The sequence below is a fragment of the Planctomycetaceae bacterium genome, assembly GCA_039680605.1.
In the GTDB taxonomy this organism is placed as follows: domain Bacteria; phylum Planctomycetota; class Phycisphaerae; order SM23-33; family SM23-33; genus JAJFUU01.
Genome location: JBDKTA010000010.1, coordinates 13064 through 27154 on the forward strand (window position 1 = coordinate 13064; position 14091 = coordinate 27154).

Consider the following 14091-nt stretch of genomic DNA (forward strand, 5'->3'; position numbering starts at 1 on the left):
GCCATGGCGGGCGTTCGTAAGCCGGCATGTCGCCCGGGAAGGCCTGGGACACGGCGGCTCGAAAACGGCCGTCATGGCACCGGCGCTGTTGTCGCGGAGCGGGTGAGCGTTTAGCATGTGAACGATGGAGGTTCCACAATGAACATGCGTTCGCGCAGCATAATCGGAATACTGTTCCTGGCGTCGCTGGCCTTGCCGGCGGCGGCGCAGGTTGATGATCTGGCGGCCGCCTTTGATCGTGGCGGGCTGGTCGTGCAGATCGGCTGGGACAGGGGCACGTTCGATGCTGCGATGACCTCGCTGGGCAAGGGTCTGGTTCAGGTGCTCGATCGCGACGAAGCCAAGGTCGCCGCCGCACGCGAGGCCTTGCGGGCGGCGAAGGTCTATGGGGCTTTTTCGGCTATCCATTTGGAGAGCAGGAAGCTCCCGTATGTGACGGGGCTGGTCAATGCGGTGATCGTCAACGATAGCGCCGCCGTCGAGCCCGCCGAGCTCCAACGGGTGCTGGCCCCAGGCGGAGTGCTCCTGACACGCTCGGGCCAAGCGTGGAAGGCCACGACCAAACCGCGGCCGGCGAATATCGACGACTGGACGCACGCGCTGTACGACCCGAGCAACAATGCCGTCTCGAAGGACGCGGTGGTGGCCCCGCCGGCGCATCTGCAGTGGGTAGTCGGGCCGGATAACGAGCGCAGCCACGATCACTTGGCCAGCCTGAGCACGGCCGTCTCGTGCGGCGGGCGGCTGTTCTACGTTGTCGACGAGGCCCCGGTGCTGGCGGTCAAGCTGCCCTTTCAGTGGAACCTCGTCGCCCGAGACGCCTTCAGCGGCGTTCTGCTGTGGAAGCGCCAGGCCAAAGACTGGTCCGGACCCCGAGGCCCGCGCGATGTCACCGACGATCTGCTGCGCAAGCTCGTGGCGGTGGACGACCGAGTCTATGTCTCGCTCGGCAAGGACCAACCGGTCTGCGCCCTCGACGCCGCCACAGGCAAGACACTCCTGACGTACGAAGGCACCCAAGGAGCAGCCGAGATCCTCTGCGACGGGCGGCGGCTCTACGTGATGACCAAAGACGCGGCCGTCGAAGCAGCGGCTGCTGTGGCCAAGCGGCGCGGCGAAAAGCTCGCGCTCAAACGCGCGATCGTGGTGCTCGACGCCGCCAGCGGCAAGCTGCTGTGGAAGAAGTCCGACGCCGACACGGCCGACCTGATGTCCCAGACGCTGGCCGCTGCCGGCGGGGCCGTGTTCTACCAGAACGGTTTTGAGGTGCTGTGCCTGGGCGCTGCCGATGGCAAGCTGCGGTGGCGCGCCGCCCGACCGGCCAATCACTCGATCATGACCGTTCCCACGCTGGTGGTCAGCGGCGATCTGGTGCTCTCGGCCGACAACGTCGAGAAAGGTCGCGAGAAGCTCGCCGATCCGGCCCCCGGGATGACGGACGAGCCCAAAAAGGCGCCCATGCCCAGCGAGCTGATCGTCTACTCGGCGCGGGACGGCAAGACGCTGTGGCGCTGCCCGTACGGGGCGGTCTTCTTCTCGCACACCGACGTGTTCGTGACGGCTGCGGGCCTGTGGACGGGCAATGTCTGGGGCTGCATGAGCCAGGGCTACACTGAGCTGCGTAATCCCGCCACCGGCGAGATCATCAAGCGCCGCCCCGCCGACCAGGCGGTCTACGGGATCGGCTGCCCGCACCACCGCTGCTACAAGGACCGCGCGACGCAGCGGTATATCTTGATGGGCCGCTCGGGCGTGGAGTTCTTCGACTCCGCCAGCGGGCAGATCGTCCCCAACCACTGGACGCGCGGGACGTGCCAGTACGGCGTGCTGCCGGCCAACGGCCTGCTGTACGTGCCGCCGCACCCCTGCGCGTGCTATGTCGAGGCGATGGTGACCGGCTTTAACGCAATGGCCCCGCGGCTGGCCGGCGAGCCCATCGTGCCTGCATACGACGCGGGCGAGCGCGCGTTGAAAGGCCCGGCGTTCGAGTCGCCCGCCGGCGCGGCGGCGGCCGCGGACGACTGGCCTACCTATCGCCACGACAACGCCCGCAGCGGCGCCGCCTCGACGGTTGTGCCCGCCGACGCCAGACAGCAGTGGAAGCGGACCCTCGGTGGGCGTCTCAGCGCACCGACCATCGCGGCGGGCAAAGTATTCGTGGCCGCCATCGACGCCCATGCCGTGCATGCCCTTGATGCCGCTGACGGCAAGAGCCTTTGGACCTTCACACCCGGCGCCCGCGTGGATTCGCCGCCGACGTATCACGTGGGAAGAGTATTCTTCGGCTGCGCCGACGGGTGGGTCTACTGCCTGACAGCCGCCGATGGCAAGCTCATCTGGCGGTTCAAGGCCGCCCCGCAGGATCGGATGATCGCCGCGTACGACCAGATCGAGTCGGCCTGGCCGGTACACGGGTCGGTGCTGGTGCAGGATGGGATGGTACACTTTGCGGCCGGTCGGTCGTCGTACCTCGACGGCGGGATCTACTACTACCGCCTCGATGAGCGCAGCGGGCGGCAGGTGTCGATGATCCGCATCGACAGCCGCGACCCCAAGACCGGATATCAGGATCCGCGGGCGGTGGCGCACGTGGGCTTTGACATGAAGGGGGCGCTGCCGGACGTGCTCTCGGCCAGGGACGGCCTGGTGTACATGCGGCACACGGGCTTTGACGCCCGCGGCGAGGTGACGACTAAGACCGCCCCGCACCTGTTCAAGCCGGCGGGCTTCCTCGACGGTTCGTGGTTCCACCGCACGTACATGATCATCGGCACGCGGATGTCGTCGGGCTTTGTGCAGTGGGCCGAGGCCGCCAACTACGGTCACGCCGGCGAGATCCTCACCGTCACCGACAAGGCGATCTACGGTTTCGCCCGCAACGCCTACAGCGCCAACGGCGCTCACGTCGGGCAGGGCACGACGCGATACCGGCTTTTCGCAGCCGCCGTGAAGCTCAAGGACAAGCACGTCGTCGAGAATATTCGCGAGCCGAAGGTCGGCGACGGTCCGCAAGAGATACTGTGGTCGAAGGAAGTCCCGCTGATCGCTCGGGCGATGGCGGCGGCTGGCGGGGTGATCTGGATCGCCGGTCCGGTTGGCGATGCAGACCTGTCTGACGGCGAAGAGGCCGAGGCCGCCCTGGAAGGCCGCGGGGCCGGCCTGTTGTGGGCGGTCTCGGCAAGAGACGGCGCCAAACTCGCCCAGAGCCCTCTAAGCACGGCCCCGCAATACGACGCGATGGCCGCCGCCGCGGGCAAACTGGTGCTGTGCCTGATGGACGGAACCGTCGTCTGCTACGGCCGCTGACGCCACGGGCGCAAAAAAAGGACCGGCTTGTCTGAAAGACAAACCGGCCCGGTTGTCCGGTAGGCGGGGGGGGACCTCCGGACCCATGCACATTAACTAATGTGGCCCCGCCAAGTCAAATAAATTATTCAAAAAGATCTCTCGCCAAAAAGATAGTGCCGACCTTCGGTCCCACTTATATTATTCTGAGCAGAATGCTGCCAGTCTGTCGGAAGGTTTCCCCAAGCCGCATCAGGCTAATCCATATACCGGGAACCCTTCAGGGCATCTGAACGTTTCGACTGTCGGCCGGTCAATTCAACCCGGCTGGTGGTTATTGGGAGCCGGACCTGATGACACGCAATTGGACCGCAAAGATGTTCTTGGTCGCGACGATGGCTTTAACGTGCGGCTGCGCTGGCTTGGCCCTGGAGCACGAGGCCCGCGCCCGTCGCGATGTCGCGGCCGTGCAGGGGACCTACCGCCCGGTCTCTTCGCGCCCCGCTCTGCCGAAGTTGACGCCGGCCTCGCCTCTGGCGGATCTGATCCGCTACGCGGTGCTGAATAATCCTTCAGCCGAGTCGGCGTTCTACCAGTGGAAAGCGGCTGTGGAGGAAATCACGCTGGCCCGGTCGCTTCCGGACCCGATGCTGAATATCAACGCCGAAATCACGCGCAGCCTGGAAGGGCTCACGCCGGCGATCATGAGCGACCCGATGGCCAACTGGCCCGGCCCGGGCAAGCTGCCGCTGCGGGCACAACAGGCGTACCATGAGGCGCAGCGAAAACGCGCCAAGTTTGAAAACGAACTGCTGACCGTCACGCTCAACGTCAAGCGGTCTTACTACCAACTGTGGGTCCTTCAGGAGCAGATCCGCTGGACCAGCCAGATCGCCGTTGTGGCCACGCAGAGCGAGCAGGACGCCCTCCAGCGACTGACGGTCGGCAAATCGTTGCAGCAGGACGTGTTGCGGGCTCAAATGGAGCGTGACCGCATCCGCAATGACCTGGCAAACCTCCAGGACTCGCGCGACTCGGTCCTCGCCCGCCTCCGCGCGGCGCTGGGCCTGGGCCCGCGCGAACCCCTGCCGGATTTCCAACTGCGGCTGGATCCGGCAGCCGCTGACTTCACCGAAGCGTCGCTGCTGGAAACAGCCATGGCGCGCAACCCCCGCCTCAAGGAAATGCGCAGCGAGGTCGATCGCGCAATGGCGATGTACGCCCTGGCCCAGAAGACGGCGGTGCCGGATTATTCCTGGGGCGTCGGCGTCAACGTGCTCCAGACGCCCCTGCCGGTGATGCCCAGCTTCGGAATCACCCTGCCCATCTGGCGTGACAAGATCGCCGCCGAGATCGCAAAAGGCCAAGCCGGCGTTGATGCCGCCAGAGCGCGTCTTTCGGCTGAGGAACTGGACTTGGCGGTGCGGTTTGCGGAGGCGGCGCTGGCCTGGCGGCAGGCCGACCGCAACGTGCGGCTGTACGGGCAACAACTGCTCCCCAAGGCCAAGGCCACAATGGAATCGGCGCGAGCCGGTTACGTCGCCGGCAGCAGCGGGTTCCTGGAACTGCTCGAGGCCCAGCGCTCGCTGCTGGACGTGAACATGAATCACAGCATGGCTGTTGGCCAGCGCGAAATCGCCTTTTCGGAACTCTCACTGGTGGTGTTGGGGCGTATGCCCGCCGCCGCGCAAGGCTTGGCCGCGCCGCCTCCGGTCGCCGGCCGCGCAGAAGTCAGGTCCTCTCCAAAGAAGTAATGATTCCAGGAACGAACCTGGGCCGCCGCTCGTTCTGATGGTGCAGGCGGAGATGTATGTAATGAAACGATGGATCCCCTTGGCCTTGTTGGCGGCGTTTTTCGGCCTTATGTTGGTTTTGAGGTGGATGGGGCTTCCTAAGCTTATGGGTCAGCCCAGCAGTTATCTTGGCGCCGGGCCGGTTTTGGCAGGTGCCGTCCTGGCGCTGGCGGCGTTGCGGCAGTTATCCGTGGCGCAGACGACGATTAAAGCCTTTGATGAACCCACCCGCCTGGTCACGGGAGGGATCTATCGTTACACGCGAAATCCAATTTACCTGGGTTTGGCGCTGATGCTGGTGGGAGGATGCATCCTGCTGGGCGGGCGATGCCTGGTGATTCCGGTGTTCCTGTTCGTCGCAGTCGCCGACCGATGGGTCATCCGGGCCGAAGAGAAATTGCTCTCCCGCGCGTTCGGGAATGAATTTGCGATCTACCGATCGAAAACGCCGAGATGGATATGAGAATCGAATATCCCGAAAGGAACTGAAATGAAGTTCATTCTTGCAATGGTGCCGGTGCTGGGTTTAACGATATTATTGGCGGGCTGCAGCCACGACATGTCGAACTGTCCATTCCATGCCATGGCTCGACCCTTCCAGGGGCCCTCGGCCATGAGCGTCGACAGCACGATTACCTTTGCCAATGATCGTTGCCCGATCATGGGCGGCGAAATCGAGGCGGACAAAGTGCCTGCCTCGCTGGTGCGGGACTACAAGGGCAAGAAGGTCGCCTTCTGCTGCGGGGGATGCCCGGCGCAATGGGACAACCTGAGCGATGCCCAGAAGGATGCAAAACTGCGCGGCGTCTCCAAGACGTAGCGATGCCTGACGCTGAGGAGAAGGCAATGTCACGACGATCAACAATCCTCATTGTGCCGGTTGTTTTGGTTTTGGTGGTCTTGGCCGTCGGGTGTCAGCAACCACAGGAACTGACGCATGGCGCGGGGCAGACCTTGACTTCGGGCGATGCTCCCAGCGTCCTTTGCGATAGATGCAAGACAGTCTGGATTAAGCGTCCCGACACCAACATCAAGGGCATGATCACTTTGCGCCCGGAAAAGGTGATGGAATGCCCGGACTGTAAGTCGGCCGCGGAAAACTTCTTCCTGACGGGAAAGCTTCAGCACAGTTGCAAGACCTGTGGCGGCACGATGGAACAATGCCACACTCATTGATTCGCCGCGATCGCGCAGCCCTCGACCGCGACATAGGCAGTTGTTGGAGAATTGCCATGAGACTATCTTTCCGCCATCGGTGGCTGCCGGTGGTCTTGAGCGTGATGGCGCTCTTCCTGGCCGCCTCGTGCAGCGACAGCGGCGAGCGACAGGGTGGATCGCCGGGTTCAGCCCCGGCGGCGCAGCGGATTCTGTACTGGTCCTGCTCGATGCACCCACAGATCAAGGCCCCGCAAAGTGGCAAGTGCCCCATCTGCTTTATGGACCTGATTCCCGTTTACGAAACCTCGCCCGACGGGGGCGATGGCGGCGCTGCCCGCCTGACGCTCTCGCAGACCGCACGCGAACTGGCCGAGATCGAGACGGCCCCGGTGGAACTGCGGGTTCCTGCCGCTACCGTCAATCTGTCGGGCAAGATCGAGCTGGACGAGACCAGGCTGGCCCAGGTCGCGGCGTGGGTGGGCGGCCGCGTCGACAAAATTTTCGTCGACTACGTCGGCAGAACCGTCGCCAAGGGCGATCCGCTAATCCTGATCTACAGCCCCGAGCTGCGGGCGGCGCAGGAGGAGTTCCTGATCAGCCGGCGGCAGCTCGATGCCGCCAAGTCCGGCGGCGATGCCGAAGCCGCCGCCTCCGCTTCGGCGCTGGAGGCCGCGTCACGCCGCAAGCTCGAGCTGTGGGGCATACTGCCTTCGCAAGTTGACGAGCTGATCAAGAGCGGCCGCGCGAGCGACCAGGTCACCATCTATGCCCCCGCCGGCGGCACAGTGATTGAACGTGATGCCTACTCCGGCAAATACGTCGAGGCCGGCGAGCGGCTGCTGGGCATCGCCGACCTGAGCACCGTCTGGGCGGTGCTGGACGCGTATGAACTCGACATCGCCCTTCTGCGAAGCGGCCAGGAAGCCAGGTTCCAGACCGACGCCATGCCGGGCAAGACCTTCACCGGGCGCGTCGTGTTCATTCAGCCGACGCTCGATGAGGCCACCCGCACAATCAAGGTTCGTCTCGTCGTGCCCAACCCCGACCAGCAGCTTAAGCCCGGCATGTATGTTCGCGCAGCCATCGCGGCCGCGCCTGCGGCCGGCGGGCAAAAGGTTCTGATGATCCCTGCCACGGCGCCGCTGCTGACGGGAACGCGGGCCGTGGTCTATGTCGAAGAACGCACGAACGAGCAGGTGTCATACGTCGGGCACGAGGTGGAACTCGGCGGCCGCGCCGGCGACTACTACATCGTCCGCTCGGGCCTGAGCGAGGGGCAGCGCGTCGTCACGCGCGGCAATTTCAAAATCGATGCGGCCCTGCAGATCCAGGCCAAACCCAGCATGATGAAACCCAAGGAGGCTGCCGGTGCGGCCACTCAAGCCGTCCCGCCGCAACATCAGCACAGTCCGACGGGAGGGCGGCCATGAACCCACTGCCGCGGCTTGCGGATCGACCGCCCGTGCAGGGGCCCATCAACAAGACGATCCGCTTCTGCCTGGAAAACAAGCTGGTGGTCTTCCTGCTGCTGGCGTTCCTGGTGGGCTGGGGCATGTACGTCATGCCGTTCAAACAGCCCATCGCGGGCCTGCCCAGCAATCCAGTCCCCGTCGACGCCATTCCCGATATCGGCGAGAACCAGCAGATCGTCTTTACGGACTGGCCCGGGCGCTCGCCGCAGGATGTCGAAGACCAGGTCACGTACCCGCTGACGATCGCACTGCAGGGGATGGCCGGCGTCAAGAATGTCCGCAGCCAGTCCATGTTTGGTTTCTCGACGGTCTTTGTAATCTTCAACGAGGACGTGGAATTCTACTGGGCCCGCACGCGACTTCTGGAGCGGCTGAACATCGCCCAGCAGCGATTGCCCGAGGGCGTTATTCCCGCTCTGGGGCCCGACGCCACCGCACTGGGTCAGGTGTTCTGGTACACGCTGGAGGGGCGTGGCTTCGACATGCAGGAGTTGCGGTCGATCCAGGACTGGTACGTCCGCAACATGCTCCAGTCTACCGAGGGCGTCAGCGAAGTCGCCTCCATCGGAGGCTACGTCAAGGAGTACCAGGTCGACGTCAACCCCGACGCCATGCGGGCGCAGAAGGTCATGCTCCAGGACGTATTCATGGCTGTCAATCGGGCCAACATCGATGTCGGGGCCGAGACCATCGACTTCAACGGCGTGGAATACACGCTCCGCGGCAAGGGTTTCATCAAGGGCGTGGAGGACGTGGAGAACGTCCTGCTCAAGACCAACAACTCCGTGCCCATCTATGTCAAGAACGTCGCGACGGTGCACCTGGGGCCGGCCCTGCGACGCGGGGCCCTGGACAAGGAAGGCGCCGAGGCCGTCGGCGGCGTCGTGCTGGTACGCCACGGCGAGAACCCGCTGGCGGTCATCGAGCGGCTCAAGCAGAAGATCGACCAGATCCAGCCCAGCCTGCCCAGGAAGACCCTCGCCGACGGCACGGTCAGCCAGGTGCGGATCGTGCCCTTCTACGACCGCACCGACCTGATTCACCAGACGCTCGACACGCTCAAGGACGCGCTGGTCGAGGAAGTGCTCATCACATGCTTCGTCGTCTTCATTCTGCTGGCGCACTTCCGGTCCAACATCCTGATCTCGGCGAATCTGCCCATCGCGGTGCTGGCGTCGTTCATTCTCATGAGGATCTTCAACGTCGAGTCGAACCTGATGAGCCTGGGCGGCATCGCCATCGCCATCGGATCGATGGTCGACATGGGGATCATCCTCTGCGAGAACATCGTGCGCCATTTCGACGAGGCTGACCCCAACGAAGACTCCCTCGAGGTCATCTACCGCGCCGCCAGCGAGGTCGGCAGCGCCGTCGTGACGGCCATCGCCACCACGCTGGTCTCGTTCATACCGATCTTTGCGCTGACCGGGCCTGAGGGCAAACTGTTTCGCCCGCTGGCGTACACCAAGACGTTTGCCCTGTTCGCTTCGGTGTTCGTGGCGCTGACGGTGCTGCCGGCCTTTGCCCACATCCTGTTCCGCCGCGGCAAGATTCACATGAGCATCCGCGCGATCGCCTACAGCGCCCTGGTGGCCGCCGGGGTGGTCGCGATCTTCTGGCTGTCGTTCTGGGCGGGCCTGCCGCTGATCCTGGCCGGGGCGTATCTGATCGCCGAGAAACGCCTGCCCCAGCGCGTGCGGCGGTGGATGCCGTACATCACCTCCGGCCTGGCCGCACTGTTCATCCTGGCGCTGCTGACCATGCACTGGATGCCGCTGGGCCTGGGCACCAGCCTGACCAAAAATCTGGTATTCGTCTTCGGGATCAACATCCTCTGGACGTCGGCGCGGTTGCTGGTGATCTATTTCTATCCGCATCTGCTGTCGGTCTTCCTGCGGCACAAGGTGGCGTTCATGACGGTTCCGGCCGTCATCTGCGCGCTGGGCCTGACGGTCTGGCTGGGATTCGACAAGACCTTCGGCTGGATTCCTGGCACGCTGTCCAAGGCGGGCGTGCCACAGGAGAAGGTCCGAGGGACGACGCTATGGGTCGGGGCTCATCACGAGTTTCCCGGACTGGGGCGGGAGTTCATGCCCTCGCTTGACGAAGGGTCGTTTCTATTCATGCCCACCACCATGCCGCATGCCTCCATCGCCCAGGCGCTGGACATCGTGCAGAAGCAGGACCGGGCCATTCGTGCCATCCCCGAAGTGGACATGGTCGTGGGCAAGATCGGCCGCGCCGAGACGGCGCTGGATCCGGCCCCGGTCTCGATGATCGAGACGGTCATCACGTACAAATCGGAGTATGGCCTGCCCGATCCTGAAACCGGTAAGCGCCCGCGGTTGTGGCGAGACCACATTCGCAGCGCCGACGACATCTGGAACGAGATTGTCAAGGCCGCCGAAATTCCCGGTTCGACCTCAGCCCCGAAGCTCCAGCCCATCGCGGCGCGCATCGTCATGCTGCAGTCGGGCATGCGAGCGCCGATGGGTGTGAAAGTGCGCGGGGGCAAGCTGGAAGAGATCGAGAAGGCCGGATATGACATCGCCCGGCTGCTCAAGGAAGTGCCTGGGGTGAACCCCGAGGCCGTCATTCCCGACCGCGTGGTGGGCAAGCCCTATCTCGAGATCGAGCCCGACCGCAAAAAGCTGGCGCGCTATAAGATCGCCATTCAGGATGTCCAGGACGTGATCGAGATCGCCCTGGGCGGCATCCGGGCTACCACCACCGTCGAAGGGCGCGAGCGGTACCCCGTGCGCGTGCGCTACCAGCGGGAGTTGCGAGACACGGCCGAGGCCATCGAGCGGATCCTCGTGCCTTCCAGCGAGGGGGTGCAAGTGCCTCTGGCGCAGTTGGCGACGATCACGTACGTCGCCGGCCCGCAGGAGATCAAGAGCGAGGACACGTTCCTGGTCTCGTACGTGCTCTTCGACAAGCTCAAGGATTTCGCCGAGGTGGACGTCGTCGAGGCCGCCGCCGAATACTTGCGACAGAAGCAGGCCTCGGGCGGACTGGTTCTTCCGCCCAACACGCATTACATCTTCGCCGGCAGCTATGAAAACCAGTTGAACTTCCAGAAGCGGTTCATGGTGCTCCTGCCGGCGTCGCTGCTGGTGATCTTCCTGATCTTGTATTTCCAATTCCATTCCACGCCCATCACGCTGCTGATCTTCGTGCAGATCGCCGTCGTCTGGGCCGGCGGATTCATCGCTCTGTGGCTGGCCGGCCAGCCGTGGTTCGACTTCGATATCTTCGGCCGAAGCTTCCGCGACATCTTCCACCTGCGCCAGTACAACCTCAGCGTAGCGGTGTGGGTGGGCTTCATCGCCCTGTTTGGATTGGCCACCGACGACGCGGTGGTCATCGTGACCTACCTCAACCAACTCTTCCGGTCGCGCCCTGTCGGTTCAATAGCCGACATCCGCAATCTGATCATCGAAGGCGGCAGAAAACGCGTCCGCCCGTGCCTGATGACCACCGCTACCACCGTCCTGGCGCTGTTGCCTGTGCTGACGTCGACGGGCAAGGGCGCCGACGTGATGATTCCGATGGCGCTGCCGCTGGTGGGCGGCATGACTATCGAACTGATCACGCTGTTCATCACGCCGGTGATGTACGGCGCGCTGAAGGAACTGCTCTGGAAGCTCAAGCGGACCAAAGGCCACTTTGTTATCGCGGTCGACGCGCCGCCACCCGTGCCGCCGACGAGCTTCTAAGGCGCAGCTCAATCAATTGACGTGGATTGCCCACCCCGCATACACTACCCAATCCACAAAAGCGAAGGTCGTTCGATATGCACTCTCACATGAAGATATGCGTTGCGACTATTTCCGGCGCCATCGCGCTGCTGATGGCCGTGGCTGCGTGCCTCTATGCCGACGCGGCGCCGGCATCGCCCGCGGTCCAAGTCGCCGGCGCGGCAGGGGAATTCGACTTTGGATACATGGAGCCATCGAGCAAGCGGAAGGCCGTGTTCGTCGTCAAGAACACGCTGGACCGCCCGCTGACGATCAAGGACGTCAAGCGCGAATGCGACTGCACAAGCGTCTCGCTCAAGACGCCCGCGACGGTGGCGCCGGGGCAGAGCCTGGCGATCGAGGTGGATTTCACCGCCCCCAAGGACCGCACCAATTACGTCACGCGCGTGATCCTTTTCACTGATGACGCCGCGCGAACCCTCCTGCCCCTGACGCTGCGGGCGACGGTAGGCTTGCCGTTGACGTTCACCCCCCGCCGCGTCAGCCTCGGCAACCTCCAGGCCGGCCAAAAAGCCAAAGGCGCCGTCGAACTGACGAACTTTTCAACCGCGGCTGTGACTCTCAAGGCCGCCTTCGCCAAAGGGCCCAAGACGTCGGTGGCTGCCCCGCTGGGCGAACTGGCGGCAGGCAAGAGCGCGAAAGTCGAGTACGCTTTCGAAGCCGCTGCGGCGGCGGGCAACTACGAGATCAAGATCTGCATAGAAACCGATAACGTCGATCAGCCGCAGGCATGCCTGTCGGTGGAATACACCGTCGCCGGCGCAGGAAGTGCCAGATGATGTCACGTCGGTCAATCATGATCATGCTGGCGGCTGTGGTGGTACTGGCCGCGGCGGGTGCTGGGCGTGCGGCGGAGGCCCCGCTTCAGGTCGTATTCTTCATGTCGCCGACGTGCGATCACTGCATGAAGGTCAAGCGGCACCTTCCGGATATCCTCAAGCAGTTCGGCTCGCGCGTCGAGGTGCATGAGCGCGACCTGGGCGGCCAATTGCTCTTGTGGGAGGAAATGCGGGTCTATGCCGAGCACTACAAGGTCGAGGTGAAGGCCCCTCCGGCGGTCTTTGTCGGTACTCGGGCGATGGTCGGCGAGGAGGACATCCTCAAGTCGCTCGAGGCTGCAATCTCACAGGCTTTGGCTGGCGGCGAAGTAACGTTTATGCCCGGTGCATCGCCGGTGGGGACGGCGGCTTCAGGCCCGGCCTCGGGCGCCGCCCCGGTGGCGGCGGCGGCTTCGCAGTCCATGATCGAGCGGTTCAAGAGTCTGGGCGTCGGGGCGATTATCGTGGCGGGCCTGGTGGACGGCATCAATCCTTGCGCGTTCACGACGATAATTTTCTTCCTTTCAATGCTGGGCTACCTGCGCAAGTCGAAGCGCGACATTATCATGGTGGGCGTGGGGTTCACCGCGGCGATCTTCGTGACGTACCTGGCTCTGGGGCTGGTGCTGATGCAGGCGCTGATCGAGTTCAAGGCCCGCGTCGTCGGGGCCGGCGGTCCGATGATCCTGGGCCTGGTGGTGGCGGCGCTGGTGTTTGCGCTGTCGGCCTGGAGCCTCGTGGACGTGATCCGCTACAAACGCAGCGGCGACGTGCGGTCGATGAAGCTGGGCTTGCCCAAGGGCATCAAGCAGCGCATCCACAAGGTCATTCGCGAGGGGCTGACGTCGCGGCGGTTGTTCATCGGCTCGGTGGTCGTCGGGTTCATCGTGGCGGTGCTGGAGTCGATCTGCACCGGGCAAACGTACGCGCCGGTTCTATACGTCATCCAGGAACTGCCCTCCCTGCGGGCACAGGCCCTGCCCTACCTGCTTTTGTACAACATCATGTTTATCCTGCCGTTGGTGGTGATATTATTCCTGGGATACAAAGGCGTGACCTCCGAGCGGCTGGGCGACTTCATGCACCGCCACCTGGTGGGCATGAAGCTGGGAATGGCCGCCTTGTTCGCCGCGCTGGGCGCGGTGGTGCTGATGACCGTCTGGATGATGCGGTGAGGACAGCGATGGGCACAGGGACATTGCGGCTGCTGGCGGTGGCGGTGATGGTAACGGCTTTGGCGGGCGGATGCGAATCGTCGGGCCGTAGCATCGAACCGGGACGGGCGGCGGCGCCCGAGGTGGCGCCGGCGTCGTTTTTGTCGCTGGTGGGACACCCGGCCCCGCAGTTTACGCTCAAGGACCAGCGCGGCAACGACATCGCCCTGAGCAGCCTGGGCGGGCAGTGGGTCGTGCTGCATTTTTATCCCAAGGACGACACCCCCGGCTGCACCTGCGACGCCACCGATCAGACGAAGATGCTGGGGCGCCTGGCAGCGCTCAAGGCCACGGTCTACGGCATCAGCGACTTCTCGGCGGCCAACAACAAATACATCGTCGAGAAGTACAACCTGGGTTTCGACATCCTCAGCGACATGGACCATTCAGCCGCGGCGGCATATGGGGCGGCCTCGTCGGCGGGGCGCGGCGCCGCCATGGGGCGCATGACGGTAATCGTGGACCCCGCCGGCGTGGTGCGATATCATTCCAACCGGGTGGTCGCCGGGGAGCATGTCGACCACCTGGCGCGGACGCTGACGCAGCTTCGCGTCTCATCGCCAGCCGTTCATTAGCCTGCGTCGCTCTGA

At 64.1% G+C, this 14091-nt stretch carries 10 protein-coding genes; all 10 read left to right on the top strand.

Going from position 1 to position 14091, the window contains the following annotated elements:
* The first annotated feature begins 138 nt into the window (after positions 1 to 138).
* The 10 genes from ABFD92_03605 (at position 139) to ABFD92_03650 (ending at position 14076) form a co-directional block, all read left to right on the top strand.
* Positions 139 to 3306 (top strand): PQQ-binding-like beta-propeller repeat protein, encoded by a 3168-nt coding sequence (locus tag ABFD92_03605; protein ID MEN6503603.1) that lies wholly within the window; start codon positions 139 to 141, stop codon positions 3304 to 3306.
* Between the two features lie 332 nt (positions 3307 to 3638).
* On the top strand, positions 3639 to 5039 hold the full coding sequence (locus tag ABFD92_03610; GenBank protein ID MEN6503604.1) for a TolC family protein: 1401 nt from the start codon (positions 3639 to 3641) through the stop codon (positions 5037 to 5039).
* Between the two features lie 61 nt (positions 5040 to 5100).
* Positions 5101 to 5541, top strand: coding sequence for an isoprenylcysteine carboxylmethyltransferase family protein (locus ABFD92_03615; GenBank protein MEN6503605.1), 441 nt, complete (start codon positions 5101 to 5103; stop codon positions 5539 to 5541).
* Positions 5542 to 5568: 27 nt separating this feature from the next.
* Positions 5569 to 5898 (top strand): hypothetical protein, encoded by a 330-nt coding sequence (locus ABFD92_03620; GenBank protein MEN6503606.1) that lies wholly within the window; start codon positions 5569 to 5571, stop codon positions 5896 to 5898.
* A gap of 26 nt (positions 5899 to 5924) precedes the next feature.
* Positions 5925 to 6254 carry a hypothetical protein gene (locus ABFD92_03625; GenBank protein MEN6503607.1) on the top strand — a complete coding sequence of 110 codons (330 nt, stop codon included), beginning with the start codon at positions 5925 to 5927 and terminating at the stop codon, positions 6252 to 6254.
* A gap of 56 nt (positions 6255 to 6310) precedes the next feature.
* Positions 6311 to 7666, top strand: coding sequence for an efflux RND transporter periplasmic adaptor subunit (locus ABFD92_03630; protein MEN6503608.1), 1356 nt, complete (start codon positions 6311 to 6313; stop codon positions 7664 to 7666).
* Positions 7663 to 11427 (top strand): efflux RND transporter permease subunit, encoded by a 3765-nt coding sequence (locus ABFD92_03635; GenBank protein MEN6503609.1) that lies wholly within the window; start codon positions 7663 to 7665, stop codon positions 11425 to 11427. The genes ABFD92_03630 and ABFD92_03635 overlap by 4 nt, the downstream gene beginning before the upstream one ends.
* Positions 11428 to 11516: 89 nt before the next feature.
* Positions 11517 to 12248, top strand: coding sequence for a DUF1573 domain-containing protein (locus tag ABFD92_03640; protein ID MEN6503610.1), 732 nt, complete (start codon positions 11517 to 11519; stop codon positions 12246 to 12248).
* Positions 12245 to 13462 (top strand): hypothetical protein, encoded by a 1218-nt coding sequence (locus tag ABFD92_03645; protein ID MEN6503611.1) that lies wholly within the window; start codon positions 12245 to 12247, stop codon positions 13460 to 13462. The genes ABFD92_03640 and ABFD92_03645 overlap by 4 nt, the downstream gene beginning before the upstream one ends.
* Positions 13459 to 14076 (top strand): peroxiredoxin, encoded by a 618-nt coding sequence (locus tag ABFD92_03650; protein MEN6503612.1) that lies wholly within the window; start codon positions 13459 to 13461, stop codon positions 14074 to 14076. Before ABFD92_03645 ends, ABFD92_03650 begins: the two co-directional genes overlap by 4 nt.
* The last annotated feature ends 15 nt before the right edge of the window (positions 14077 to 14091 follow it).

Coding starts and splice junctions, on each gene's coding strand:
- ABFD92_03605 (MEN6503603.1), top strand. CDS start 139: ATGAACATGCGTTCGCGCAGCATAATCGGAATACTGTTCCTGGCGTCG.
- ABFD92_03610 (MEN6503604.1), top strand. CDS start 3,639: ATGACACGCAATTGGACCGCAAAGATGTTCTTGGTCGCGACGATGGCT.
- ABFD92_03615 (MEN6503605.1), top strand. CDS start 5,101: ATGAAACGATGGATCCCCTTGGCCTTGTTGGCGGCGTTTTTCGGCCTT.
- ABFD92_03620 (MEN6503606.1), top strand. CDS start 5,569: ATGAAGTTCATTCTTGCAATGGTGCCGGTGCTGGGTTTAACGATATTA.
- ABFD92_03625 (MEN6503607.1), top strand. CDS start 5,925: ATGTCACGACGATCAACAATCCTCATTGTGCCGGTTGTTTTGGTTTTG.
- ABFD92_03630 (MEN6503608.1), top strand. CDS start 6,311: ATGAGACTATCTTTCCGCCATCGGTGGCTGCCGGTGGTCTTGAGCGTG.
- ABFD92_03635 (MEN6503609.1), top strand. CDS start 7,663: ATGAACCCACTGCCGCGGCTTGCGGATCGACCGCCCGTGCAGGGGCCC.
- ABFD92_03640 (MEN6503610.1), top strand. CDS start 11,517: ATGAAGATATGCGTTGCGACTATTTCCGGCGCCATCGCGCTGCTGATG.
- ABFD92_03645 (MEN6503611.1), top strand. CDS start 12,245: ATGATGTCACGTCGGTCAATCATGATCATGCTGGCGGCTGTGGTGGTA.